Annotated in this window: 22 protein-coding genes; 12 read left to right on the top strand and 10 right to left on the bottom strand. The window is 71.9% G+C overall.

Annotated elements, in window-relative coordinates; all coding sequences use genetic code 11:
- Position 1: 1 nt before the first annotated feature.
- On the bottom strand, positions 2 to 3,277 hold the full coding sequence (locus BKA10_RS02920) for an ATP-dependent DNA helicase (protein WP_183498518.1): 3,276 nt from the start codon (positions 3,275 to 3,277) through the stop codon (positions 2 to 4).
- On the bottom strand, positions 3,274 to 6,399 hold the full coding sequence (locus tag BKA10_RS02915; protein ID WP_183498517.1) for an ATP-dependent helicase: 3,126 nt from the start codon (positions 6,397 to 6,399) through the stop codon (positions 3,274 to 3,276). Before BKA10_RS02915 ends, BKA10_RS02920 begins: the two co-directional genes overlap by 4 nt.
- An 88-nt stretch (positions 6,400 to 6,487) precedes the next feature.
- Here BKA10_RS02915 and BKA10_RS02910 point away from each other — a divergent pair, with 88 nt between their 5' ends.
- Both BKA10_RS02910 and BKA10_RS02905 read left to right on the top strand, forming a co-directional pair.
- The gene (locus BKA10_RS02910; RefSeq protein WP_183498516.1) at positions 6,488 to 6,712 is read left to right on the top strand and encodes a DUF3107 family protein; all 225 of its coding nucleotides are present in this window, start codon (positions 6,488 to 6,490) and stop codon (positions 6,710 to 6,712) included.
- Position 6,713: 1 nt separating this feature from the next.
- On the top strand, positions 6,714 to 7,004 hold the full coding sequence (locus BKA10_RS02905) for a hypothetical protein (RefSeq protein ID WP_183498515.1): 291 nt from the start codon (positions 6,714 to 6,716) through the stop codon (positions 7,002 to 7,004).
- Between the two features lie 27 nt (positions 7,005 to 7,031).
- On the opposite strand, the gene BKA10_RS02900 is transcribed toward BKA10_RS02905, so the two are convergent.
- Entirely contained in the window at positions 7,032 to 7,748 is a 717-nt protein-coding gene (locus BKA10_RS02900) for a ferritin-like fold-containing protein (protein WP_183498514.1), read from the bottom strand.
- A 212-nt stretch (positions 7,749 to 7,960) separates the two neighbouring features.
- Here BKA10_RS02900 and BKA10_RS02895 point away from each other — a divergent pair, with 212 nt between their 5' ends.
- Both BKA10_RS02895 and BKA10_RS02890 read left to right on the top strand, forming a co-directional pair.
- Positions 7,961 to 9,469 (top strand): DEAD/DEAH box helicase, encoded by a 1,509-nt coding sequence (locus BKA10_RS02895; protein WP_183498513.1) that lies wholly within the window; start codon positions 7,961 to 7,963, stop codon positions 9,467 to 9,469.
- A 112-nt stretch (positions 9,470 to 9,581) separates the two neighbouring features.
- A complete protein-coding gene (locus BKA10_RS02890) occupies positions 9,582 to 9,998 on the top strand; it encodes an SHOCT domain-containing protein (protein ID WP_183498512.1) in 417 nt (138 codons plus the stop codon).
- Between the two features lie 40 nt (positions 9,999 to 10,038).
- On the opposite strand, the gene BKA10_RS02885 is transcribed toward BKA10_RS02890, so the two are convergent.
- Positions 10,039 to 10,932 (bottom strand): PHP domain-containing protein, encoded by an 894-nt coding sequence (locus BKA10_RS02885; RefSeq protein ID WP_183498511.1) that lies wholly within the window; start codon positions 10,930 to 10,932, stop codon positions 10,039 to 10,041.
- 78 nt (positions 10,933 to 11,010) lie between these two features.
- On the opposite strand from BKA10_RS02885, the gene BKA10_RS02880 reads away from it, so the two are divergent.
- From BKA10_RS02880 to BKA10_RS02870, 3 genes are read left to right on the top strand one after another with little or no spacing between them, the layout of a single operon-like run.
- Positions 11,011 to 12,042: an endonuclease/exonuclease/phosphatase family protein gene (locus BKA10_RS02880; protein WP_183498510.1), complete on the top strand. Its 1,032-nt coding sequence runs from the start codon at positions 11,011 to 11,013 to the stop codon at positions 12,040 to 12,042.
- Positions 12,043 to 12,073: 31 nt separating this feature from the next.
- On the top strand, positions 12,074 to 13,486 hold the full coding sequence (locus BKA10_RS02875) for an aminopeptidase P family protein (RefSeq protein WP_183498509.1): 1,413 nt from the start codon (positions 12,074 to 12,076) through the stop codon (positions 13,484 to 13,486).
- A 59-nt stretch (positions 13,487 to 13,545) separates the two neighbouring features.
- Positions 13,546 to 15,264, top strand: coding sequence for a gamma-glutamyltransferase family protein (locus tag BKA10_RS02870; protein WP_183501035.1), 1,719 nt, complete (start codon positions 13,546 to 13,548; stop codon positions 15,262 to 15,264).
- A gap of 8 nt (positions 15,265 to 15,272) precedes the next feature.
- On the opposite strand, the gene BKA10_RS02865 is transcribed toward BKA10_RS02870, so the two are convergent.
- Together BKA10_RS02865 and BKA10_RS02860 are read right to left on the bottom strand one after the other, a co-directional pair.
- Positions 15,273 to 15,962 carry an alpha/beta hydrolase family protein gene (locus tag BKA10_RS02865; protein ID WP_183498508.1) on the bottom strand — a complete coding sequence of 230 codons (690 nt, stop codon included), beginning with the start codon at positions 15,960 to 15,962 and terminating at the stop codon, positions 15,273 to 15,275.
- A gap of 5 nt (positions 15,963 to 15,967) precedes the next feature.
- Positions 15,968 to 16,594, bottom strand: coding sequence for a YflT domain-containing protein (locus tag BKA10_RS02860; protein ID WP_241740034.1), 627 nt, complete (start codon positions 16,592 to 16,594; stop codon positions 15,968 to 15,970).
- A gap of 61 nt (positions 16,595 to 16,655) precedes the next feature.
- Here BKA10_RS02860 and BKA10_RS02855 point away from each other — a divergent pair, with 61 nt between their 5' ends.
- Genes BKA10_RS02855 through BKA10_RS02845 form a run of 3 tightly spaced genes read left to right on the top strand, consistent with a single transcriptional unit; the run spans position 16,656 to position 19,620 of the window.
- Positions 16,656 to 17,927 carry a magnesium transporter MgtE N-terminal domain-containing protein gene (locus BKA10_RS02855; protein WP_183498507.1) on the top strand — a complete coding sequence of 424 codons (1,272 nt, stop codon included), beginning with the start codon at positions 16,656 to 16,658 and terminating at the stop codon, positions 17,925 to 17,927.
- Positions 17,927 to 18,481 (top strand): DUF1003 domain-containing protein, encoded by a 555-nt coding sequence (locus BKA10_RS02850; protein ID WP_183498506.1) that lies wholly within the window; start codon positions 17,927 to 17,929, stop codon positions 18,479 to 18,481. Before BKA10_RS02855 ends, BKA10_RS02850 begins: the two co-directional genes overlap by 1 nt.
- Positions 18,478 to 19,620 carry an Mrp/NBP35 family ATP-binding protein gene (locus tag BKA10_RS02845; protein WP_183498505.1) on the top strand — a complete coding sequence of 381 codons (1,143 nt, stop codon included), beginning with the start codon at positions 18,478 to 18,480 and terminating at the stop codon, positions 19,618 to 19,620. Before BKA10_RS02850 ends, BKA10_RS02845 begins: the two co-directional genes overlap by 4 nt.
- Position 19,621: 1 nt before the next feature.
- Here the strand turns inward: BKA10_RS02845 and BKA10_RS02840 are convergent, their stop codons facing one another.
- Positions 19,622 to 20,005: a twin-arginine translocase TatA/TatE family subunit gene (locus BKA10_RS02840; RefSeq protein WP_183498504.1), complete on the bottom strand. Its 384-nt coding sequence runs from the start codon at positions 20,003 to 20,005 to the stop codon at positions 19,622 to 19,624.
- A 61-nt stretch (positions 20,006 to 20,066) separates the two neighbouring features.
- On the opposite strand from BKA10_RS02840, the gene BKA10_RS02835 reads away from it, so the two are divergent.
- Positions 20,067 to 20,708 carry an O-methyltransferase gene (locus BKA10_RS02835; RefSeq protein WP_183498503.1) on the top strand — a complete coding sequence of 214 codons (642 nt, stop codon included), beginning with the start codon at positions 20,067 to 20,069 and terminating at the stop codon, positions 20,706 to 20,708.
- 59 nt (positions 20,709 to 20,767) lie between these two features.
- Here the strand turns inward: BKA10_RS02835 and BKA10_RS02830 are convergent, their stop codons facing one another.
- From BKA10_RS02830 to dapE, 3 genes are all read right to left on the bottom strand, one after another.
- Positions 20,768 to 20,941 (bottom strand): DUF3117 domain-containing protein, encoded by a 174-nt coding sequence (locus BKA10_RS02830; RefSeq protein WP_183498502.1) that lies wholly within the window; start codon positions 20,939 to 20,941, stop codon positions 20,768 to 20,770.
- A gap of 109 nt (positions 20,942 to 21,050) precedes the next feature.
- Entirely contained in the window at positions 21,051 to 22,268 is a 1,218-nt protein-coding gene (locus tag BKA10_RS02825; protein ID WP_183498501.1) for a putative hexosyltransferase, read from the bottom strand.
- Positions 22,250 to 23,320: a succinyl-diaminopimelate desuccinylase gene (gene dapE / locus BKA10_RS02820; protein WP_183498500.1), complete on the bottom strand. Its 1,071-nt coding sequence runs from the start codon at positions 23,318 to 23,320 to the stop codon at positions 22,250 to 22,252. The genes BKA10_RS02825 and dapE overlap by 19 nt, the downstream gene beginning before the upstream one ends.
- A 56-nt stretch (positions 23,321 to 23,376) precedes the next feature.
- Here dapE and dapD point away from each other — a divergent pair, with 56 nt between their 5' ends.
- Complete coding sequence (gene dapD, locus BKA10_RS02815) at positions 23,377 to 24,321, top strand: 2,3,4,5-tetrahydropyridine-2,6-dicarboxylate N-succinyltransferase (RefSeq protein WP_183498499.1); 945 nt, start codon at positions 23,377 to 23,379, stop codon at positions 24,319 to 24,321.
- Positions 24,322 to 24,326 lie beyond the last annotated feature (5 nt).

Genomic DNA, 24,326 nt, shown 5'->3' with positions numbered 1-24,326 from the left:
GTCAGCCGCGCAGCACCAGGTCGTCGGCGACGTAGAACAGCGCGACGTCGATCTGGTCGAGCGGCACGCCGTGCTTGGCGTGATACGCCCGCCGGTAGAGGTCGAGCTGCACCATCCGCTCGGCCCGATCACGCTCGGTGCGCGGCGGCCGCCCGGTCTTCCAGTCGACGATCTCGATGCGGTCGTCCGCACGCCGGTACACCGCGTCCAGCTTGCAGATGATGATCCGCGGCTTCCCGTCACCGAACGCGTCCGGGTCGACGAAGTCGATCTCGCTCTCCACCTCGAGCGGCTGGAGGTCTGCCCACTCCGACGCGAGAAACGTCTCCGTCAGCCCAGTGAGCGCCTCGGCGTCCGCCGCGCCGAGGTGGCCGGTCTCGTCGTCCGACTGCCACAGGGCGTCGTCCAGCGACGATCCGCCGCCGGCGAGACCGGAACGCTGTTCCACCCACGCGTGGAACAGCGTTCCGAGCCTGGTCTGCCGATACGGCCGTTCCGGCATCGGCCGCGCGAGTGCCGCCGCACCACCGGGGGCCGACAGGTCCTTGAACCGTGACGCCGGGATGCGGGTGGGCAGGCTCTCGGTTCGGCCGGTCGCCCGCAGCGCGCGCTCGGCGAGCAGCAGTTCGAGGTCGCGCGAGGGCGGAGCGGGCGGTTCGCTCTGCGCGGAGCGCACCAGATCGGCGGCTCGCGACACCACCTCGCGCCGCGCCCCGAGCGGGTCGAGCGGCCACGTCAGCAGCCGGCGCTCCCCCTCGTACGGGTTCTCCCCCGGCTCGATCTCGGGCAGTTCGTGCCCGATGGCCGTGGCGATCTCGCGCAGGAACGGGCTCGGCCCGCGCGGCTTCTTGGTCCCCGACCAGCTCGACCCGGTCAGCAGCAGCAGGTCGCGTGCGCGGGTGACTGCCACATAGGCGAGCCGTCGCTCCTCATCGATCTGGCGCGCCCGCACGTCACCCGCGAAGTCGTCGAACGCCTGTTTCACGTCCTGCTGCGTGGGTGACACCGCGGCATCCCACCGCAATTCGGGAAGCCAGCGGCGGTCGCCGCGGAACTCGTACGGCAGCACACCGAAGCCCAGCCAGGCCTTCGTCTCCTTGGCGCGCGTGGGCAGCTCGTCCTCGACGAACCGCACGACTGCCACCGCATCCCACTCCAGGCCCTTCGACCCGTGCACGGTGAGCAGCTGGACGACGTCGTCCTCGGGAGGCTCGGTGCGCGGGGCGAACTCGTCGAGCCGCTCGGCGTGATCGAGCCACGCCAGCAGACTCATGAGCGACCCGCTCTCGTCGGTGGCGAGGAACCCGTGCAGCTCGTCGACGAACGCGCGCAGCTGGTCGCCCGCGGTCCGGGCGGGTCCGCGTGCTTCGTTGGCCGCCAGTTCGATGTCGAGGCGCAGCTCCAGTTCGATCAGGCGCACCAGCTCGGGGATCGGCATCCCCGCCGCCCGCCGCAGCCCGGCGAAGACGCCAGCCGCGTCGCGCAGCCGTTCGAGTCCCGCTGCGCTGAAGTCCGTGAGCCAGCCGTGGTCGAGCGGATGCCGGAGCACGAAGTCGAGGGCATCGACGAGCGATCCGTCGTCATCGTCTGTCGACGCGCGCCGCCGCGCGACGACCTCGGGCGACAGCGGCTGCAGGGCGGCATCGTGCCGGGCGATCCGGCGCGACAGCTCATTGAGGATGCGCAGGTCGGGCAGGCCGACCGCCCAGCGCGGACCGGACAGCAGCCGGATGAGCGACGAGCCCGCACGCGGGTCGCTGATGACGCGCAGCGTCGCGACCACATCGACGACCTCGGGGGTGCTGAGCAGGCCGCCGAGCCCCAGGATGCGATGGGGTATCGCGCGGCGTCCGAGCGCATCGGCGAAGCGGACCATGTGCTTCTTGCTGCGGAACAGGATCGCGCCGGTCGTCGCCTTCCCCTCGGCGGCGCGGTGCACGCGCACGTCGTCGAACCAGGCGGCGACCCGATCGGCTTCGGCATCGACGTCGCCGTCGAAGGCGATGCCGACGGACCCGTCGGGCGCGTCCGGGCGCGGCAGGAGTTCGTCCACGGCGACCGGCGAGTCCGCGGCCAGCGGTGCCAGGACGGCTCCGGCGGCCTCCAGCACGCGTGTCGCGTTGCGCCAGCTGGTCATGAGCGCGAACCTCTCAGCTCGACCGTCGCTGCTGAATGCCGCGGCGAACCCGCCGAGGTTGCCCGCGCTCGCGCCCCGCCATCCGTAGATCGACTGGTGCGGGTCGCCCACGGCCATCACGGCCGTGTCGCGGAAGGCGGTGCCCAGCAGAGTGGTCTGCACGACGGAGGTGTCCTGGTACTCGTCCAGCAATACGACCCGGTAGCGGTCGCGCAGCTCGTCGCGGACGGCGGTGTGACGCTGGACCACGTGGAGAGCGCCGGCGACCTGGTCGGAGAAGTCGATGACGCCCTGCCGCTGCTTCTGCCCGGCGTACTCGCGGGCCAGATCGACCAGCACCTCGAGACCCGCGACGGTCTTGGCAGCCTTGCTCACATCGGCGTAGACGGTCACCCGTGAGGATGTGGAGGGCCGCTCGAGCACACTCGCGAAGCGCGCGGGGAACGCGGCCAGCGTGTCGAGGTCGACGAGATTGTCGGTGCTGTCGCGGGCGATGCGCAGGGCGCCGTCGATGATCGACGACAGCGCCTCGCCACGCTCCTCGAGGCGCCCGTCATCGGAGTCGAGGACGACGCGGCGCATGAGCAGCCACGCCGCGGACTCGCTGAGGACGGCCGCCTCGGCATCGCGCCCCACGCGCACGGCATGTTCGCGCACGATCGCGTCGGCGAAGGCGTTGTAGGTCGCCACGTGGGGGCGCTCCAGGAGCGCGTCGGCGTCCGGCGCGGCATCCACTCGCCCACCGAGATCGTCCAGTGCCGCCCGGCGGGCAGCCTCGCCCGCACCGTCGCGCTCGAGCTGTGCGAATCTGTCGAGCCGACCGGCGGAGTGGAGTTCGGGCAGCGCCGCCAGCAGGCCGCGGCGCTCGAACTCGGCCAGCCGGTTCAGCCGGCGCTGGATGCGCTCGGCGAGCTCGCCGGCGGCTTTGCGGGTGAAGGTGAGGCCCAGCACCTGGTCGCGGCGGACCATGCCGTTGGCGACGAGCCACACCACGCGCGACGCCATGGTCTCGGTCTTGCCGCTGCCGGCACCGGCCACCACGAGGGCGGGGCCAAGCGGCGCGGCGATGACCCGCGCCTGCGCCTCGGTCGGCGGGAACTGCCCGAGGGCCGCCGCGATCGCGCGGGGGGAGATGGTCATGACGCGCTCACCGGACCGATCGTGTGGATGCGGCACAGCCCATAGGTGTGGTCGTCACGGCAGTGCTCCTCGTACGGCGCGGTGAACACCGTGCCGCCCATCACGCCCACCGCCTCGCGCACCCGCGCGAGGAAGGCGGCCCGGGTCTCATCGTCGAACGGACGCTGCCGCGGTTCGACATAGTCCTTGGTCACGGCGGTCGGGCGCAGCACCAGCAGCTTCGCGCCCCCGCTAGGGTGGCCGGCCACCTCGGGGATGGCGCCCGCCTCGAAGGCCAGCTGGTAGGCGGCGAGCTGCGGGTTGTCCGCCACCTTCGCGTCGCTCTGCGGCTCGTTCTTGCCGGTCTTCAGATCGACGATGACGACGGAGCCGTCGGGCGCGAGCTCAACCCGGTCGATGTATCCGGACAGCACGGCGCCGTGCGGCGCACCGCCGGCGATCGGGATGGGGACTTCGAAGTGCGGCTCCGCGCCGACGAGCCGCCCGCCGGCCGCGTCGAACCGCCGCAGGTACAGCGCCAGCCGGCGCACCAGGCCACGCGCCCGCGCCTGCTCGGCACGGTCGCGCCAGGCGGACTCGAAGTCGAGCTCGGACCAGCGCGCGGTCACCATCGCCCACAGTGCGTCTTCGTCGGCGCCGTCGGCGTGCTCCAGTGCGGCGTGCAGGATCGTGCCGAGTCCCGCGACTGCACCACCGGTGTCGCCCCCGAGATCGGCGATGACCCAGTTCAACTGGCACTCGTCGAGCGCCTGGAGCCGCGACGGCGAGACCCGCACATCCTCGTGCTGCAGATCCCGCAGCGGCCCCGTCGACGACGGCCCCGCCACTCCGAACCACTCACCGGGCTCCGCGCCGGGCACGCCTGCCGCCGCCAGCAGGGCCAGCTGTCCGGGCGCGGCCGCACGCGCCGGTGCCGACGCTCGGCGGTCGGTCAGCGCGCGGCGGTGCTGGGCGACCAGGCCTCGCAGCGACAGCGGGTGCGCCGCCCACGAGCCCACCGGCTCGGCGGGCGGGAGCAGCTCGAACAGCACGCTGGGGCCCGTGTCGTCGTCGTCGACCGCGGTCACCACGAGCTGCCGGCGCGCGCGCGAGACCGCCCGGGCGAACAGGCGCAGCTCGTCGTGGAGCACGCCGCGACGCCGGTCAACGGCATCCACGCCATCGGGGAGCGCGAGCCGCCACGTGTCGAGCAGACTGCCGCGGGTGCGGAGGTTCGGCCAGACGCCGTCCTGCACGCCCGCGACCACGACGGTGTCGAACTGGGTGCCGAGCGCACCGGCGGGGGTCATGACCTGCACGACGCCCTCGGGCGGCGGACCGGTGAGCCTGTCCTCCGCCACGTCCGAGTCGAGCACACCGCGCAGGAACGTCAGCGCGGACGTGCCGTCATCGCGTTCACCGTGTCGCTTCGCCGCCTGGAACAGGGCGACGACGGCGTCCAGCTCGCGCCCGGCCTGCTCCGCGAGCGGCCCGTGCCCGGAGACCGCGGCCTGCCAGGCACGCTCGCCGCCGATGCTCTCCCACGCCGTCCACATCAGCTCGTGCGCCGTCGCCTGCGCGGCCAGCTGCTCGCGCAGGGTGGCGATCGCCGTACCGACCCGGGCGGCGCGTCGCGCCTCGCGGGTGTCGACGAGCACGAACTCGGTCGGGTGCGCCAGGGCGGATGCCAGCAGCTCGCGCCCGGTGGGCACGATCTCGCCTTCGTCCGCCTGCGCCAGCGCGACGTGCCGGAGGGCGGTGCGCAGGCGCCGCAGCTCGACAGGATCGAGTCCCCCGCCGCGCAGCACGTCGCCCAGTTCGTCGGCCGTCCAGCTGTCGGGGTCGCGTGCCGCGAGGAGGACCAGCCGCAACAGGTCGCGGACCGCCCGTGCATCGGCGAGCGGCGTCGCCTGACCGAGAGCCCGCGTCGGCACCTCGCGGGCCGCGAGTTCGGCTTCCAGCGCCACGATCTGGCGCGTGTCGTGTGCGATCACCACGCAGTCCGACCACGGCACCCCCTCGTGCACGTGCCGCTCGCGCAGCAGGCGGGCGATGAGGTCGTGCTCCTCCGACGTGGATCGGGCAGTGAATGCGCGCACGCTGGCATCCGGATCGCCCCCCTGCGGCCGACGGCGATGCGCGACGATTCCCGCCGCGCCGATCCGCGAGGTGATCTGCGCGCTCAGCTCCTGCTGCGCCGCCGTGCCGCGGTGGACCGTGGGCAGCACGTGGACCGGCACGGCGGCCGCCAGCCGGGCGAAGTTCTCGGGTGTCGCCGCGCGGAACGCACCCGCGCTGATGTCGGGGTCGCCGAAGGCGAGCACGGCGATGCCGCGCGCACGGCACGCCTCGATCAGTTCGACGCCACCGAGGGTCAGCTCCTGTGCGTCGTCGACGAGCAGGACGCGGTACCGCCCGACAACGTCCCACGCCGGGTGCCCGGGGGGCAGGGTGCGCGCCAGGCCCACGGCCTCGCGCACGAGACCGGCCGCGTCGCGGTGCGCGCCGCGCATGTCGGCGCGGACGCGGTGGTACTCCCGCGCGAACGAGGCCAGCGCCGTCCAGGCCTCGCGGTCCTGTTCGCGCGCGAGCTGCGCGAGCCGGTCGGGTTCGATGCCGAGAGTCGTGCATTCGGCGAGGAAGGTGCGCACTTCGGTGCGGAAGCCCCCGGTGCCGCGCACGGCCGCGGGAAGCCACTCGGGCCAGCGCGAGGACCCGGTCAGCTCGTCCTCGGCGTCGCCGGCGAGCAGATCCGCGATGAGCTGGTCCTCATCGGGCCCGGTGAGCAGCTGCGGCGGCTCCTCGCCGGCGTGCACGGCCGCCGCGCGCACCAGCTGGTAGGCGAAGGCTGCCACCGACCGCGCCAGCGGGCCCGTCGTGGCGACGCCCACGGCGAGGGCGAGCCGGTCGCGCAGCTCGGTGGCCGTCTGCCGCGTCGGCGTCAGCACCAGCAGCTCATCGGGGGAGAGCCCCGCCGCGACCAGGTGCGCGACCCGTGCCAGCAGGCACGTGGTCTTGCCGCTGCCGGGAGCCCCCGCGACGACGCCGCTCGCATCGGCGGGCAGCTCGACCACCGCGCGGTGCGCGGCATCCCCGCCCGCCGGGGCGCCGTCGACGTCCAGGGCGCGCGGCGGATGATGCATGTCATTCACGGTAGTGGCGACCGGCGACACCCGGCGGTGTCGTAGCATCGAAGTGGTCCCGCTTCCGGGGCCGGAAAGGCAGTCATCCGTGGAGATCCGCATCGGCCTGGCCGACACCGCCCGTGAGCTCACGTTCGAGTCCGACGAATCGGCCGACGCCGTCAAGAAGACCGTGACGAGCGCGCTCGAAGAGGGTGCCGGCTTCGTCAGCTTCGCCGACACCAGGGGCAGCTCCTACATCGTGCCCACCGCGCGCATCGCATTCGTCGAGGTCGGGACCGAGGAGTCTCGCCGCGTCGGCTTCGTCGCCTGACATGCAGATCCTGCTCGCGCTGATCTTCGGCGCAGCCTACGGCGCCGTGCTGCACTACACGATGCCCGGTCGCGCATCGCGCGGGGTTGCACTGGCCCCGATCGTGGGCGCGGTGCTCGGCGGCCTCACCTGGCTCGTCATGACCTGGCTCGGGTTCACGCTCGAGAGCCCGTGGCTGTGGCTGGTCTCGGTGATCGTGCCGGTCGTCGTGGTTCCGGTCGCACTGACCGTGCTGCGTCGCGTGCGTGACGCGCACGATGCGCGCGAGCGCGTGCGGCTGCGCATCGCCTGAGCTTCGATCCGCGAGGGGATGCCGGAGTCAGGCGTCCAGGCCCAGTTGCGCCATCCGGCGCGAGTGCGCGCCCAGCAGGTCGGTGAACACCGGGTCCACCCGGGCCTCTTCCTCTTCGTCGAGCGCCTGTGAGCCCAGTGCGGCGCGCGCGATCAGCAGGGTGTCGCCGACGAGTCTCCGGCCCCAGAGGGCGAGAAGCGACGACCACTCGGGGTCGGAGTCGATGGCATCCTTCAGGATCGACACGAGCGCGTCGCGGTCGTCGTCCGCCTGCAGGATCTCGGCCACCTGCTTGCCGGTCGCGCCGTAGCTGGCCGAGAGGGCGAGGTAGAAGTCGTCGAGCATGCCCGCGGTGATCTGCACCGACAGCATCGTCTCGAGCGGCCGCGCCCCGTGCGTCGCGCGGCGGAACGTGTCCAGCGGCTCGCGGAACGGCAGCATGACATCGAGGGGGTCGTCCCCGCGTTCGCGGATGACGTCGACCAGAGCGCGGTGCTTCAGCAGCGCGGCGCCGGCGGCCAGCGACAGCGACTCCTTCTGCGACAGCTCCGGCGTGGGCGCGATCAGGTCGCTGAGCGTCTCGAAGAAGCCCAGCTGCAGGTACGCGGCCTGACCGAGGTAGGTGTCGATCTCGGGAGCCAGCTCCGCGAAATCCACCCGCCGCACGTCGCCGTAGTCGCCGCGGGAACGCACGCGCAGCGTACGCGTCAGCGGGCGCTTGCGCTTCCAGAACCAGTTGACCACGCGTACAGCCTACGGCCGGGCCGCGGCACGCACCGGGCCGGCTGGCGGAGTTCGGCGCGGCGCCCCGGTAGGCTGGAGATGCCCCTGCAGTGGATGGGGGCACCGCGCCTGCGGAGAGAAGGGGCGTGGACCCACTCGCCGCCGCCGAGGCATCATGTCCGCGGGGGCACCCCAGACCCAGGCAGCATCTCACTGCCGGACAGGCACGCATCGTGACCACATTCGCCGAGCTCGGTGTGGATCAGGACATCGTCGAAGCCCTCGCCACCAAGGGCATCGTCGATTCGTTCCCGATCCAGGAGCAGACCATCCCCCTCGGCCTCCCCGGCCAGGACATCATCGGCCAGGCCAAGACGGGAACCGGCAAGACCTTCGGTTTCGGCATCCCGGTCGTGCAGCGCCTCGGCCTCGACCCGGCGCCCGGGGTGAAGGCCCTGATCGTGGTGCCCACCCGCGAACTGGCCGTCCAGGTCTACGAGGACATGGACATGCTCACCTCGAACCGCTCGACGAGCGTCGTGGCCATCTACGGCGGCAAGGCGTACGAAGGCCAGATCGACCAGCTCAAGGCGGGCGCGCAGATCGTCGTGGGCACCCCGGGCCGGCTGATCGACCTGAACAACCAGCGCCTGCTGGACCTGTCAGGCGCCACCGAGGTCGTCCTCGACGAGGCCGACAAGATGCTCGACCTCGGATTCCTCGCCGACATCGAGAAGATCTTCACGAAGGTCGCTCCGGTACGCCACACGCAGCTGTTCTCGGCGACCATGCCCGGTCCGATCGTGGCCCTGGCCCGCCGGTTCATGACCAACCCCATCCACATCCGCGCGACCGACCCCGACGAGGGGCTCACGCAGGCCAATATCAAGCACCTCGTCTACCGTGCGCACTCGCTCGACAAGGACGAGATCATCGCGCGGATCCTGCAGGCCGAGGGCGGCACGAAGGCGGTCATCTTCACCCGCACCAAGCGCGCGGCGCAGAAGCTCGTCGACGAGCTGAACGACCGCGGCTTCAATGCCGGCTCCGTCCACGGCGACATGAGTCAGGAGGCGCGGGAGCGCTCGATGGCCGCGTTCAAGGCCGGCAAGAAAGACGTCCTGATCGCGACGGACGTCGCCGCCCGCGGCATCGACGTCGACGACGTCACCCACGTCATCAACCACACCATCCCCGACGACGAGAAGACCTACCTGCACCGCGCCGGCCGCACCGGACGCGCCGGCAAGACCGGCATCGCAGTCACCTTCGTCGACTGGGACGACCTGCACAAGTGGGCGCTCATCAACCGCGCTCTCGAGTTCGGCCAGCCCGAGCCCGTCGAGACCTACTCGTCGAGCCCCCACCTGTACGAGGATCTCGACATCCCCGCCGGCACCAAGGGTCGCATCGCGACGGCGCCGAAGACCCAGTCCGTGCGCACGCAGAAACCGGGCCGTGCTGCCGATGCGGCCGCCGACACGGGCGAGGACGGCTCACGTCGCCGCCGCCGGCGTCGCTCAGGCACCACCCCGGTCGGGTCGACCTTCACCGAAGGAGTGGATGCCGGCGCCTCGGCGCCCGCATCCACTGAGGCCCGCGCGTCCGATGCCTCCGACCAGGACGGCGCCGGTACGCACGACGGCGCCGGCAAGGAGCACCACGACGGCAAGCCCGCCGTCGCGCGCCGCCGCCGTCGTCGCCGCCACTCAGGAGGCAATGCGCCCGTCCAGGGAGCATGAGCCCGTCGCCCTCTCCGGGTGACGCGGCGTGTCACATCTGCCACAGCGGCAACAGATGCCGCTAACGTGAGCGCAAGCGGCACAGTGCCGTGAACTCTCGCGAAAGGCAATCATGCGCTTCCTTGACGCAGCTGTGGAGTACCAGGGCTTCTGGGGTTCCTTCTGGGACCTCATCTGGTGGTTCCTCATGGCATTCATCTTCGTGTCCTACCTGTTCGCGCTGTTCGCGATCATCGGGGACATCTTCCGTGACGACAAGCTGGCCGGCGGCTGGAAGGCCGTCTGGATCGTGTTCCTGATCTTCGTCCCGTTCCTCACCGCGCTGATCTACCTCATCGCGCGCGGCACCGGCATGGGCAAGCGCTCGGCCGCACAGGCGTCGAAGTACCAGGCTGCGCAGGAGGACTACATCCGACAGGTCGCAGGCGCCAGCGCCACCGACCAGATCGCGCAGGCGAAGGCCCTGCTCGACTCGGGCACCATCACGCAGGCCGAGTTCGACGCCCTCAAGGCCAAAGCACTCGCCTGAGCCACTCTCCCGTACGACCGGCGCCCTCGTCCGCCCCTTCTCAGGGGTAGACGGGGGCGCTTCCGGTTGCCCGCTCGATGATGCGGGCGACCATCTCGTCCGACGTCGTGTGCTCGCCGGGCACGTTCGGCTTGCCGCGGCCGTGATAGTCGCTCGACCCGGTGACTATCAGATCGTTCGCCCGCACCAACGCGTCGAGCTTCGCGACCGCATCGGGCCGGTTCTCGCGATGGCCGAGCTCGAACCCCGCGAGTCCCGCATCCAGCATGCGCTGCGTCATCCGCTGCGGCAGCAGTCCCGCGCGCCCCGCCGGATGCGCGACGACGGCCACGCCGCCGGCACCGGCGATCGCCTCCACCGCGGTGACCGGGTCGGGTGCGTACAGGTCGACGTAATAGGAGCCGCCGGGGTGGAGGATGTCGGCGAAGGCCTCGCCGCGGTCGACGACGATCCCCTTCGAGATCAGCGCATCGGCGATGTGCGGCCGGCCGATCGTCGCCCCGACCGCCGTGTGGGCGACGATGTCCTCCCACGACAGGTCGTAGTCCCGGCCGATCCGGTCGGCCATCGTCCGGATGCGCGACAGCCTCGACTCGCGGATGCGGTCGGTGAGCGCACGTAGCGTGGAATCGTCGGGGTCGAACAGGTAGCCCAGCACATGGACGCTGCGCCACTCGTGGCGGGCCGACAGCTCCATCCCCGGGATCAGCGTCATGCCGAGGGATGCCGCCGCTTCGGCCGCCTCGGCCCAGCCGGCCGTCGAGTCGTGATCGGTCAGCGCCGCGGTGCGCAGCCCGTGGCGGTGCGCCGCCGCCATGACCTCGGCAGGCGGCTCGGTGCCGTCGGAGTGCGAGGAATGCAGGTGCAGGTCGCTCGGGCCTTCCCACCCCCGCTGCGCACGGCGCGATCCGCGCGCGCCTCGCCCTGTCGACATGACGTCGAGCGTACCGGCCCGCCCCGAAGCGGCGGTGCGCGCAGATTCTGCTCAGCCTGCTGACATATGCTCGCGAGCGTGCTGCGGTTGCTCGGGATCCTCGTGACGCTGGTCGCCGCGATCGGCGCCGCCGTGCTCACCTGGCCGCAGTTCTTCCGGCTCGAGCAGACGTTCCCGTTCGCGCAGATCGTGTCGCTGCGCGGCGTGGTCGTGACCGCGTGCGCCGTCCTCGCCGTCGTCATGCTCCTGCTGTGCCTCATCCGCCCGATGCGCGCCTTCGCGGCATCCGTTCTCGTGATCGCCGTCGTGACCGGCGTCATCAACGGGGGGATCCTCTTCACCCGCGGCACCGGCGAGTCGTCGCTGACCACGCCCGGCGAAGAGGCGATCCGCGTGATGACCTGGAACACGGCCGGCGCGGCCACGGACGCGAGCATCATCGCGAAGACCGCCGTCGCCATGCAGGTCGACATCGTGGCGCTGCCCGAGACGTCGATCGAGACGGGCACCGAGGTCGCCGTCCTCATGCGCGAGATGGGCCGTCCGATGTGGGCGCACCACGAGGACTTCGGCGACCAAGCGGGCTATGAGGAGTGGGATGCCAACTCGACGAGTCTGCTGATCTCGCCCGACCTCGGGGACTACGCCGTCGTCGAGTCCGAGTCGGCGGGCACCTCGAACACCTCCCAGGTGCCCAGCGTCGTGGCGATGCCCGTCGACGGGGAGGGGCCCATCGTCGTCGCCGTCCACGCGGTCGCGCCGCGCGCGGCGCACATGGCCGCCTGGCGCGCCGACCTGCAGTGGCTCGCCGACCAGTGCGCGGCGGACGACGTGATCATGGCCGGCGACTTCAACGCGACCGTCGACCACATGGAGCGTCTCGGCGTCGATGACGCGACCCTCGGGCGCTGCCGGGACGCGACGACCGCGACCGGCAACGGCGGCGTGGGCACCTGGTCGACCGAGTGGCCGGCACTGCTGGGCGCACCCATCGACCACGTCCTGGCCACCGATGCGTGGACGGCCACCGGATCGGTCGTGCTCGACTCCCTGGACGGGTCCGGCGGCGATCACCGCCCGGTCGTGGTCCAGTTCGAACGCGCACGCTGACCGCTCCGCTCCTCGGTGCGAGGATGGAACCATGAGCACGCACGAGGGCGACACGATCGCCGAGACCGAGACGATTCCGGCCGAGAGCACGACCAACCGCAGGCAGCCGTTCCCGAGCGGCTTCCTCGAGGCCATCTCGACCGGCTGGGCCGACCGCCCCGAGCAGGCGCCGCCGCAGCGCCCGCAGGCACCGTACGCCGCCGCTCGGCGCGCCGCGGTGTCGGCCGCCTTCCCCGGCAAGCGTCTCGTGATCCCGGCGGGGGCCCTCAAGCAACGCTCGAACGACACCGACTACCCGTTCCGCGCGCACTCCGCGTTCGCACACCTCACCGGGTGGGGAGCCGACGCGGTGCCCGAGTCGGTTCTGGTGTTCGAGCCCACGGCATCCGGTCACGAGGTCACCCTCTACCTGCGCGAGCGCGCCGACCGCACCACCGCCGAGTTCTACGGCGACGCGTCGATCGGCGAGTTCTGGATCGGGCCGCGCCCGTCCCTCGCGGGCGTCGCCACCGACCTCGGCATCGCCACGGCGCACATCGACCGGTTCTCGCCGGTCCCCGGCGAACTGGTCGTGGACGCCGACGACGAGCTGACCCGCTTCGTGTCGGAGCTGCGGCTCGTCAAGGACGAGTACGAGCGGGCCCAGCTGCAGCTCGCCGTCGACGTGACCGCCCGCGGGTTCGACGACATCGTCGCCGACCTGCCGCGCATCATCGACACCCCACGCGGCGAACGCGCCGTCGAGGGCGTGTTCCACCTGCGCGCGCGCACCGACGGCAACGGCGAGGGATACGACACGATCGCCGCATCCGGCCCGCACGCCTGCTACCTGCACTGGACGCGCAACGACGGCGCCGTCGTGCCCGGTGACCTGATCCTCATCGACGCCGGGGTCGAGGTCGACAGCCTCTACACCGCCGACATCACCCGCACTCTGCCGGTGTCCGGGACCTTCACCCCCATCCAGCGGACCATCTACGAGACCGTCCGCGAGGCGGCCGATGCCGCCTTCGCCGCCGCCAAGCCGGGCGTGAAGTTCCGCAGCGTGCACGAGGCCGCCATGGCGGTCATCGCGGCGCGGGTCTCGGAATGGGGTCTGCTGCCGGTGACCGCGCAGGAGGCGCTCGACGCCGACACCGGCGGCCAGCACCGCCGGTACATGGTGCACGGCACTTCGCACCACCTCGGCCTCGATGTGCACGACTGCGCGCAGGCACGGCGGGAGATGTATTACGACGGCGTCCTCGAGCCGGGGATGGTGTTCACCATCGAGCCGGGGCTCTACTTCCAGATCGACGACCTCACCGTGCCCGAGGAGTACCGCGGCATCGGCGTGCGCATCGAGGACGACATCCTTATGACCGCGGACGGACCGGTGAACCTGTCGGCCGGCATCCCCCGCACCGCCGACGAGGTCGAAGCCTGGATCGCCCGGTCGGCGTGACGGGGTTCACTCCCCCGCCCGCCTTCACGACGCGGCCGCAGCTGGTGGGGACGTTCGGCATGGCCGCGTCCACCGATGCCACGGCGACCGCGACGGCACAGGCGGTCCTCGAGCGCGGCGGCAACGCATTCGATGCGGTCGTGGCCGGCGGATTCGTCCTGCACGTCGTCGAACCGCACCTGAACGGCCCGGGCGGCGATCTGGTCGGCATCTTCCACGCCGAAGGGGCCGACGGCCCCACCGTGCTCATGGGCCAGGGGCCCGCTCCGGCAGGTGCGACGATCGCCCACTACCGCGCCGAGGGGCTCGACCTCGTTCCCGGGGCCGGCGGACTCGCGGCCGCCGTGCCGGGCGCCGTCGACGCCTGGCTCGTCCTGCTCCGCGACCACGGCACGTGGGAACTGGGCGATGTCCTCGCCTATGCGATCGGCTACGCCCGCGACGGCCACCCGCTGCTCGCGCAGGCCGCCGCCACCATCGCCCGCGTCTCCGGGCTGTTCCGCGACCATTGGCCCACCTCCGCTGACCTGTGGATGCCGGAGGGCGAGGTCCCGGCGCCCGGCGCCATGGTGCGCAACCCCGCCTATGCCGCGGTGCTCGACCGGCTGGTTGCGGCGGGCGCGGGCGCGGCGGATCGGCGCGCGCGCATCGACGCCGGGCGGGCGGAGTGGAAGACGGGGCTCGTCGCCACGGCATCCACCGCCTTCCTGGCGCAGCCGCACCGGCACTCGACCGGCGCCGACCACGCCGCCGTCCTCACCGCGGACGACTTCGCCGCCTTCGATGCCGGCTATGAGCGGCCGGTGACAGCCGGGTTCCGCGGGCACACGGTCGCGAAAGCCGGCAGCTGGTCGCAGGGGCCGGCGCTGCTGGAGGCGCTGCGGATCCTCGACGGCTTCACCGACGACCGGCTCGACCCTCAGACTCCGGCCGGTGCGCACACGATCGTCGAGACCCTCAAGCTCGCTCTCGCCGACCGCGACGCCTACCTCGGGGACGGTGCGCCCGTCGACGCCCTGCTCGACGAGGCCTACATCTCCGGACGTCGCGCCCAGATCGGCGGGACGGCGTCGCACCAGTGGCGCCCCGGCGCTGTTCCCGGACGCACCCCGTTCCACCCGCCCTTGCGCGCCGAGGGCGGCGTCGCGGCGGGGACGGGCGAGCCGACGGTCGCACCGACCGGTCAGACGCGCGGCGACACCTGCCACATCGACGTCGTCGACCGCTGGGGCAACATCGTCGCGGTCACGCCGTCGGGCGGCTGGCTGCAGTCCTCGCCGGCCATCCCCGAGCTGGGGTTCTGCCTGGGCACGCGCCTGCAGATGATGTGGCTCGACGACGCCGCACCGACGGCGCTGCGGCCCGGCGCGCGTCCGCGCACCACCCTCACCCCGACGCTCGTCCTCAAGGACGGACTGCCGCTGTTCGCGATGGGCACGCCGGGCGGCGACCAGCAGGAGCAGTGGCAGCTGCCGATGCTGCTGCGCATGCTCGCCGGCGGGTACACCGCCCAGCAGGCGATAGACGCGCCGACGCTGCACACGACGGCGCTGGTCGACTCGTTCTGGCCGCGCACGTGGACCCCCGCGGGCGTGGTCGCCGAAGACCGGCTCGGCGCGGACGTGATCGACGGTCTCCGCGCCCGCGGTCACGACGTCACGCGGACCGGCGACTGGGCGCTGGGCCGGCTGTCGGCGGTCGGGATCTCACGTGAGGACGGCACGGTGTGGGCGGCCGCCAACCCGCGCGGGATGCAGGGCTACGCCGCCGGACGCTGACGCGGTGGTCACGGCCTTGCGGGCGACTCCGTCTCGCCCAGCCGGGTGCGCAGCCACTCCGCGACGCCGGGTGCGAGCGCAGCGGCGACCTCGGCCGGGGGACGCTTGTTGCCTTTGACCTCGAACGAGTGACCGCCGCCGGTGATCCAGGTGGTCTCGGCATCCTGGCATGCCGCCACGGCGTCCTCGAGCTGGGCGAGCGGCTGGATGAACGGGTCGTTGGTCCCCTCGACGAACAGCTGCGGCGGGACGACATGCGACAGATGCGCGGTCCGCGTCCGCTCGGGGTTGCCCGGCGGGTGCAGCGGGTAGCCGAGGTAGACCAGCGCGGCCGGGGCGATGACACTGTCGGCCGCGGCCATCGACGCCATGCGGCCGCCGTAGGACTTGCCCGCGGCGACGTGCGGGATGCCGGGGACGCGTGCGGCCAGCTCCGCCATCACGGCCCGCCAGGTCACGATCGCGTGGGCCGCCGGTCCCGGCATCCGTCGCCCCGCCTCGACGTACGGGAAGTTGAAGCGCAGGGTCGCGAGTCCCTGTTCGCGCAGCGCGGCGGCGAAGCCGACGAGGAACGGGTGGTCCATCCCCGCTCCGGCCCCGTGCGCGAGCGCCACCGCGGCCCAGGCGGAGGCCGGAGTGTCGAACTCGGCGGACACCGTGACCGGGCCCGCCGGCAGCGCGACCTCGATCGTGGCCATGATCGTCAGCCCCGCGGGGCCTCGTCGGCCGGAGGCGCGGGCTGCTCGGACACCGGGCTGATCCGCTCGCCGTAGCGTGGCGGCTCTTCCACGTCCGGCGGCGCCACGGGCGCGTGGGGTGCGGCGACCGGGGCGCTCGCGGGCGGATCGGCCGGGTGGGCGGTCACCGTGGCGACGGTGTGGCCGACGACCTCGCGGGCCCGGTGGATGCTGCGCGGCAGCACCGTGATCTCGTAGTGGTCGGCGATGAGCTGCGTCATCGACGTGTACGCGCGCCGGCGCCGCACGATCGCGTAGGTGAGCAGGCTCATCAGCATGCCGACCGCGATGCCCACGAGCATCACGCCGATGAACAGCTGGATCGCGGCGTTGGGGGTGCCCAGCACGAAGATCGCCGAGAACACGAGCCCGAGGAGGATGCCGTTGATCGCGCCCGTCCGCGCCGCCGCCGCATATCCCAGCCGGCCGGTGACGGTCTCGACCGAGCGCAGGCTCCGTCCGACGATCGCGATGTCCTTCGCCGGGATCTCCGCCTCGATGAGTGCGGTGACCGCCTTCTGCGCGCCCTCGTAGGTGCTGAATTCGGCGATCTTCTCGCCGTGTTCGCGCGGAGTTCCGCCCATCATGCTCATCCGCCCATCCTCTCACGTGCCCGTCCGGTGGCGACGGGGATGAGCGGACTACGCTGGACGCGTGAGCACGCAGAGGGTATTCGTGGCGCGCCTGACCGGGTGCGCGGTGTTCGACCCTGCCGGCGACCGGCTCGGCAAGGTCCGCGACGTCGTGGTGATCTATCGCAAGAACCATCCGCCGCGCGTCGTGGGACTCGTCGTCGAGATCCCCGGCCGCCGCCACGTGTTCCTCTCGATCGGGCGGGTCACCTCCATCGCCACCGGCCAGGTGATCACCACCGGTCTCATCAACGTGCGCCGCTTCCAGCAGCGCGGCGGAGAGGTGCGGGTCATGGCCGAGCTCATCGGCCGCCGGGTGTATTTCACCGACGGCTCGGGTCAGGCGGTCATCGAGGACGTGGCCATCGAGCGCAGCCGCCAGGGCGACTGGGACATCGGCCAGCTGTTCCTGCGCAAGCCCAAGACGAGCGCGTCGCCCTTCGCGAAAGGGCCCACGACGTTCGCCCAGTGGACCGACGTGCGCGAGGACCAGTCGCCGGGCGAAGAGCAGTCGGCCCAGCAGCTGGTGGCCAGCTATTCCGAGCTCAAGCCCGCCGACCTCGCCAACAGCCTGCTCGACCTGCCCGATGCGCGCCTGCTCCAGGTGGTCGGCGAACTCTCCGACGACCGGCTCGCCGACGCTCTCGAGGAGATGCCCGAAGACGACCAGGTGCAGATCCTCGAAGCGCTCGGCGACGAGCGCGCCGCCGACATCCTCGACGCGATGGACCCCGACGACGCCGCCGACGTGCTCGCGCAGCTGCCCGAAGGCCAGCGGGAAGAGCTCCTCGACCTCATGGAGCCCGAAGAGGCCGAAGATGTCCGCGCCCTCCTGAAGTACGGTCCCGACACGGCGGGTGGTCTCATGACGACCGAGCCCATCGTGCTGTCGGCGGATGCCACCGTCGCCGAGGCGCTCGCCCTGATCCGCCGCCACGAGCTGCACCCGGCACTGGCGGCCGCCGTGTTCGTCACCCTGCCGCCGTACGAGACGCCCACCGGGCGGCTGCTGGGCACGGTGCACTTCCAGCGCATGCTGCGCTATCCCCCGCACGAGCGACTGGGGGCGATCATCGACGACACGGTCGACCCGGTCCCGGTGATGGCCTCCGCCGCCGAGGTGGCGCGACTGCTGGCCAGCTACGACCTGGTGTCGCTGCCGGTCGTCGACCCCGCCCACCGGCTCGTCGGCGCCGTCAGCGTCGATGATGTGCTCGACTACCTCCTGCCCGAGGACTGGCGCTCGCACGACGCCGATGAGCCCGGCGTCGCACCCGCCGGAGCGCGTCCGTGATGGCGCGGCGTCCGGCGAACCCGCTCGAGGCGCCCCGGGGCCGCCGCACGAACGTGCTGCCGCGTTCGACCCCGTCGGATCATCGCTCGCGCGACCGGTTCGGCCGGTTCACGGAGTGGATCGCTCGGGCCATGGGCACCCCCATGTTCCTGCTGATCCTGAGCCTGTTCTGCATCGGCTGGATCGTGTGGAACACCACGGCGCCCCCGCATCTCCGCTTCGACGACGCCGCGCTCGGCTTCACCGCGCTGACCCTGGTGCTGTCGCTGCAGGCTTCCTATGCCGCGCCCCTGATCCTGCTCGCGCAGAACCGTCAGGACGACCGTGACCGCGTGCAGATCGAGCAGGACCGCCAGCGCGCCGAGCGCAACCTCGCCGACACCGAGTACCTCGCCCGCGAGGTGGTCGCCCTGCGCATGGCGATGACCGAGGTCTCCGACGAGGCCGTCACCCGCGATGTGCTGCGTCAGGAGCTGAAGGCGCTGCTCGAGCAGCTCGACGCCCGCGGAGCCGAATCACCCCGGCCTGACGCCGAGCAGCCGGAGCACCCATGACCGATGCCGTCGACGTGCGCACGGCCGTCGGCGCCGTGATGGATCCCGAGCTGCGGCGGCCGCTGTCGAAGCTCGACATGGTCCGTGAGGTGCGGGTGGATGCCGGGAGCGCAACCGTGCAGATCGCGCTGACGATCGTGGGGTGTCCCGCCGCCGACCGCATCGAGCGGGACGTCCACGCCGCCGCGGCGGCCGTCGCGGGCATCCACGACGTCACCGTCGAGGTCGGCGTCATGACCCCGGCCGAGCGCACGGCGCTCACCGAGCGCCTGCGGGGCGGGAGGGCGCAGCGGGTGATGCCCTTCGGACCCGAATCACTCACCCGGGTCATCGCCGTCACCAGCGGCAAGGGCGGGGTCGGCAAGTCCACGGTCACCGCGAACCTCGCCGTCGCGCTCGCGCAGCGCGGACTCGCGGTCGGGCTCATCGACGCGGACGTGCACGGCTTCTCGATCCCCGCCCTGCTGGGTCTGATCGAGGACGACGGGCTGCCGCCCCAGCCCACCCGCATCGACGACCTGATGCTGCCGCCGGTCGGCTACGACGTCAAGGCGATCTCGATCGGCATGTTCCTGCCGCGCGATGCGCCCGCCGGCGGCGCCGTCGCCTGGCGCGGGCCGATGCTCCACCGCACGGTGAACCAGTTCCTCAACGACGTGTACTTCGGTGATCTCGACGTGCTGCTGCTGGACATGCCGCCGGGCACCGGAGACGTCGCGATCTCGGTGGGTCAGCTCCTGCCGCACGCGGACGTGCTCGTGGTCACCACCCCGCAGCCGGCGGCCGCCGAGGTCGCGGTGCGCAGCGGGCTCGTGGCCCGCCAGACTGGCCAGCGGGTGATCGGCGTCGTGGAGAACATGGCGGCGCTGACCCTCGCGGACGGCACGAGCCTCGACCTGTTCGGCAGCGGTGGCGGTGCCGCGGTCGCTGCCGCGCTGTCGACCGACGACGAGACCGTGCCGCTGCTCGGCTCGATTCCGCTGAGCCCCGCGCTGCGGTCGGGCGGCGACGAGGGACGCCCGATCGTGGCATCCACCCCCGATGATCCCGCCGCCGTCGCGCTCGACGCGATCGCCCTGCGCCTTGCCACCACGGGCCGTTCCCGCGCCGGACGGCCGCTGCCGGTGAGCCGCGCCTGATTCAGGTGGCCTCGGAGTCGTACGGAACGGGCCGGTCGGGGTCGTCGGCGACGAAGACCGGTGCCGGGTCCGGCGCGGTGGCTGCGACGGCTGCGGCGACGCCGGCCGCGCGCACCGTCGGCACGGGGGCATCGTCGAGCAGGGCGTCGCGGATGATCCGGCGCGGATCGTACTGACGCGGGTCGAGCTTGCGCCACTCGACGTCGTCGAAGTCCTCGCCCATCTCCTCTTTGACACGGCCCTTGGCGCCCTGCAGCCACTCCTTGGCCCGGACGGTGAACCGACCGAGCATCTCGGCGTAGCGCGGGAGGCGCTCCGGCCCGAGCAGGAGCGCGGCGACGAGCGCGATGAGGAGGAGCTTCTCCATGTCGAGCCCGAAGAACATGGCTCCAGGTTACCCGTGCGCCTTGCCGGTCCTGGCCGCTCACGCGCCGTAGGCTGAGTCCATGGCCGAACACGACGCGATCCGCAGGTTCGCCGATGAGGCGACGATCGAACCCGACGCCATCGCGCGCGCCCGGGCCCATGCCCTCGAGCTCGGCGCCGACCCCATCAGCCCCGTCATCGGCGCGCAGTGCGCGGTGCTGGCCGCGGCTACGGGGGCGCTGAACATCGTCGAGATCGGCACCGGCGGCGGCGTCTCGGGCCTCTGGCTGCTGCACGGTTCACCGCGCGCCACCCTCACGACGATCGACAAGGAGCCCGAGCACCTCGCGCTCGCGCGCACGGCGTTCGCCGACGCGAAGATCCCGGCCGCGCGCGCCCGCTTCATCACCGGCCGCGCCGCCGATGTCCTGCCCCGCATGAACGAGGCCTCGTACGACATCGTGCTCGTCGATGCCGACGCCGAGGGCGTCATCGAGTACGTGGAGCACGGCCTGCGACTCGTCCGCGCCGGAGGCACCGTGCTGGTCCCCCGCGTGCTCGCCGGCGGAGCCGTCGCCGACCCGGTCAAGCGCGATCCCACCACGAGCGCGTACCGCTCGCTCATCCAGGAGACCCAGGCTTCGCCGGCGGTCCTGGGCGCGCTGTCCATCGCGGGCGAAGGCCTGCTGCAGTTGACGACCACGGCCGCCGAGAGACGCTGACCCCACCGGAGACGGCGAACGGCCGATCCGAAGACCGGCCGTTCGCGTACGGTGCTATGTCAGGCGGCGCCGACGACCTCGCCCAGGACGCCGTGCAGCTCCTTGGCCTCTTCGGCGTTGACAGACACCACAAGACGTCCGCCGCCTTCCAGCGGAACACGCACGATGATCAGGCGCCCCTCCTTCACGGCCTCCATCGGTCCGTCTCCGGTGCGCGGCTTCATGGCTGCCATTGCGGCTCCCTTTCCTCGTAGGACTACCTCTCAAGTTTACCCGGAACGGCGGGGCACTGACCGCCATGCGTAACCATGGCCCGTTGCCGCCCGTCTGCCAGCATCCCTCTCACGGAATCTGGGTATACGCATTCCCCTGCGCGAGCATGCTGTAGATCCACCACCACTGGCCGGCCAGCCCGAGCACGAGCATCGCGACCCGCCACCAGGTCGATCGCGGGGCCGCCAGTGCTCCGTACAGCGGCGACAGCGGAAGCAGGAGCCGGAAGATGCTCGACTGCGGGAAGAAGACGGCCAGCAGGTACACGATGTACGACGCCGACCACAGCCGGACGACGACGCCCAGCCGCCGCACGTGACGTTCGGACAGCAGCAGCCAGGCAACCGCCCCGACGCAGACCGCCAGCGCCGCATAGCCGAGGGCAGACGGCATGCCCCACAGCCGGAACCACATACCGGCCGCCTGGACGAAGCCCGCGAACGGCACGAATCCGGACTCCTCGGCGCTGAGCCAGCCGCGTCGCCACGACAGTTCGGTGTCGAGGTAGGCCGACATGTCGCCGGTCACGATGCCGGCGATCACTTGCCAGGAGAACCCGACGATCACGGCGATGAGCCCCAGCGCGATGATGTGGACGATCTCGCGGACGGGCAGCGGGTCGCGGCGGCGGCGGAACCAGCGCCAGATGCCGTACAGCCCGAGCAGCAGGGCGAACGCGAGCACGCCCGGACGGGTATATCCCATCAGCGGAATGAGCAGGTACAGCCAGCCGAACCGGCGGCGCTGCAGGCACCGCAGTGCGAGGAACAGCCACAGCAGGAAGAGCGCTTCGGCGTAGCCCAGATGGAACATCGCCGCGAGCGGTCCCGCCGCGAACAGCAGGACGGCCCACATAGTGGCGGTCTCGTCCAGCCGGTCGCGCAGCAGCCGGTACAGGACGAGGCAGGCCAGGTAGCCCGCCACGACCGGGACGAGGAATGCGCCGGCCGCGTACGACCCCAGCGGCAGTCCCACCAGATTCGCGAGCACCGGGTACACCGGCATGAACGCCCACTGGTTCTGCTGCACGTCTCCGGCGAGATCGACCGGGAGATCGGTCGGGTACCCCTGCGTGACGATGGACCAGTACCACTGGGCGTCCCAGCCCATCAGCAGTTCGGAGACCGTGGCATCCGCCCCGAATCGGGATGCCGGGCCCGACAGCCCCGCGGCCAGTGCGATGAATCCGGTGGTGATCAGCCGGGCGAGCAGGTACAGGATGGCAACGCGCAACGCGACCGGGATCTCCCGGGCACGGTGGCGGAGCGTCACACCGCCGTCAGCCACGCCCGCAGGCCGTGCTCGACCGCGTCGATCTGCGCGAGAGAGACCCGCTCCTGATCGTGGTGGGCGAGGCTCGGGTCGCCGGGGCCGTAGTTGACGGCCGGCACTCCGAGCGCCGAGAAGCGCGCGACGTCGGTCCACCCGTACTTGGGCTGCGGGACCGCGCCGACCGCGGCGACGAACTCCTGCGCGAGAGCGGCGTGCAGTCCCGGACGCGCGCCGACCGCGAGGTCCACGACCTCGACGTCGAACCCCTCGAACACCGAGCGGACATGCTCCTCCGCCTCGGCGGCCGTGTGATTGGGGGCGAACCGGTAGTTCACCTCGACCTCGCACAGGTCGGGGATGACGTTGCCGGCCACGCCCCCGCCGATGCGCACCGCGTTGAGCCCCTCGCGGTAGACGAGTCCCTCCACCTCGATCTCGCGCGGCCGGTACTCGGCCAGGCGCGCCAGCACGGGGGCGGCCTTGTGGATCGCGTTCTGCCCCATCCACGCCCTCGCGCTGTGCGAGCGCACGCCGTCGGTGCGAACGATCGCACGGAGATTGCCGTTGCAGCCGCCTTCGACCTGTCCGTTGGAGGGCTCGCCGAGGATCGCGAAGTCGCCGGCGAAGAGGTCGGGACGCACGGCGGCGAGCCGGGTGAGGCCGTTGAGATCGGCATCCACCTCTTCATGGTCGTACCACATCCAGGTGACGTCGACACGGGGGCTGGTGAGCTCGGCGGCGAGCTTGAGCTGCACGGCGACGCCCGCCTTCATGTCGACCGTCCCGCGCCCCCACAGATACGGCTCACCGTCGACCTCGATGTCGCGCGTGGGCACGTTCGCGTTGATCGGCACGGTGTCGATGTGCCCGGCGATCACGACACGCTGCGCACGCCCCAGCATGGTGCGGGCCACGATGGTGTCGCCGTCGCGGTGGACCTCGAGGTGCCCGAGCGCGGCGACCGCCGCGTGGATCGCGTCGGCGAGCACCGTCTCGGAGTCCGAAACGCTCGGGATGTCGCAGATGATGCGCGTGAGATCGACGGACGAGGCGGTGAGATCGAGCATGGCACCGAGTCTACCGACGGCGCAGGTTGCCGCCTGCGGCCCGATACCCTGGAGGCATGAGTGAAGCGCGTCGGGTATGGGGTGTCGGTCTGGCCACGGTCAGCGAGCGGGGCACGGTGCTGGACACCTGGTACCCCGAACCGGCTTTCGGCGCTGCTCCGGATGCCGCCGACACGGCCGCCTGGGACGCCTATGCCGGGCCCGATGAGCGTCGCGCCGTGACCGTGGAGGTCGTCGTCACCGAGATCGACCTCGATGTCGCGCCGCAGGGCACCTCGGACGCGTACCTGCGGCTGCACGCACTCTCACATCGCCTCGTCGCCCCGAACGACCTCAACCTCGACGGCATCTTCGGCCACCTGCCCAACGTGGCGTGGACCAACGCCGGCCCCGTGGACCCCGACGACCTCACGCGCCTGCGCCCGCGGCTGCAGCGCGCCGGCATCCAGGTGCAGGGTCTCGACAAGTTCCCGCGCCTGACCGACTACGTGGTCCCCGCGGGCGTGCGCATCGCCGATGCGTCACGCGTGCGGCTCGGGGCGCACCTGTCGCCCGGCACCACGGTCATGCACGAGGGCTTCGTCAACTTCAACGCCGGCACGCTCGGCGCCTCCATGGTCGAGGGACGCGTCTCGCAGGGCGTCGTCGTCGGCGACGGCAGCGACGTCGGCGGCGGTGCATCCATCATGGGGACGCTGTCGGGCGGCGGCGCGCACCGGGTCTCGATCGGCGCCCGCACGCTGCTGGGCGCCAACGCCGGCATCGGCATCTCGCTCGGCGACGACTGCGTCGTCGAAGCCGGCCTGTACGTCACCGCCGGATCGAAGATCGTCCTCGCCGACGGCGCACCGCGCCACGACAACTCGCGGCCCGTCGTGAAGGGCGCCGAGCTCTCCGGTCGGAGCGGCCTGCTGTTCCGCCGCAACTCGCTCACCGGAGCGATCGAAGCCGTGCGCCGCGCGGGCGTGGGCGTGACTCTGAACGAGGCCCTGCACGCCTGAGCAGT

Source organism: Microbacterium invictum (assembly GCF_014197265.1).
Taxonomy (GTDB): Bacteria; Actinomycetota; Actinomycetes; order Actinomycetales; family Microbacteriaceae; genus Microbacterium; species Microbacterium invictum.
Note: the sequence above shows the minus strand (reverse complement) of the source record. Positions and strands in the feature narration are given on the sequence as shown.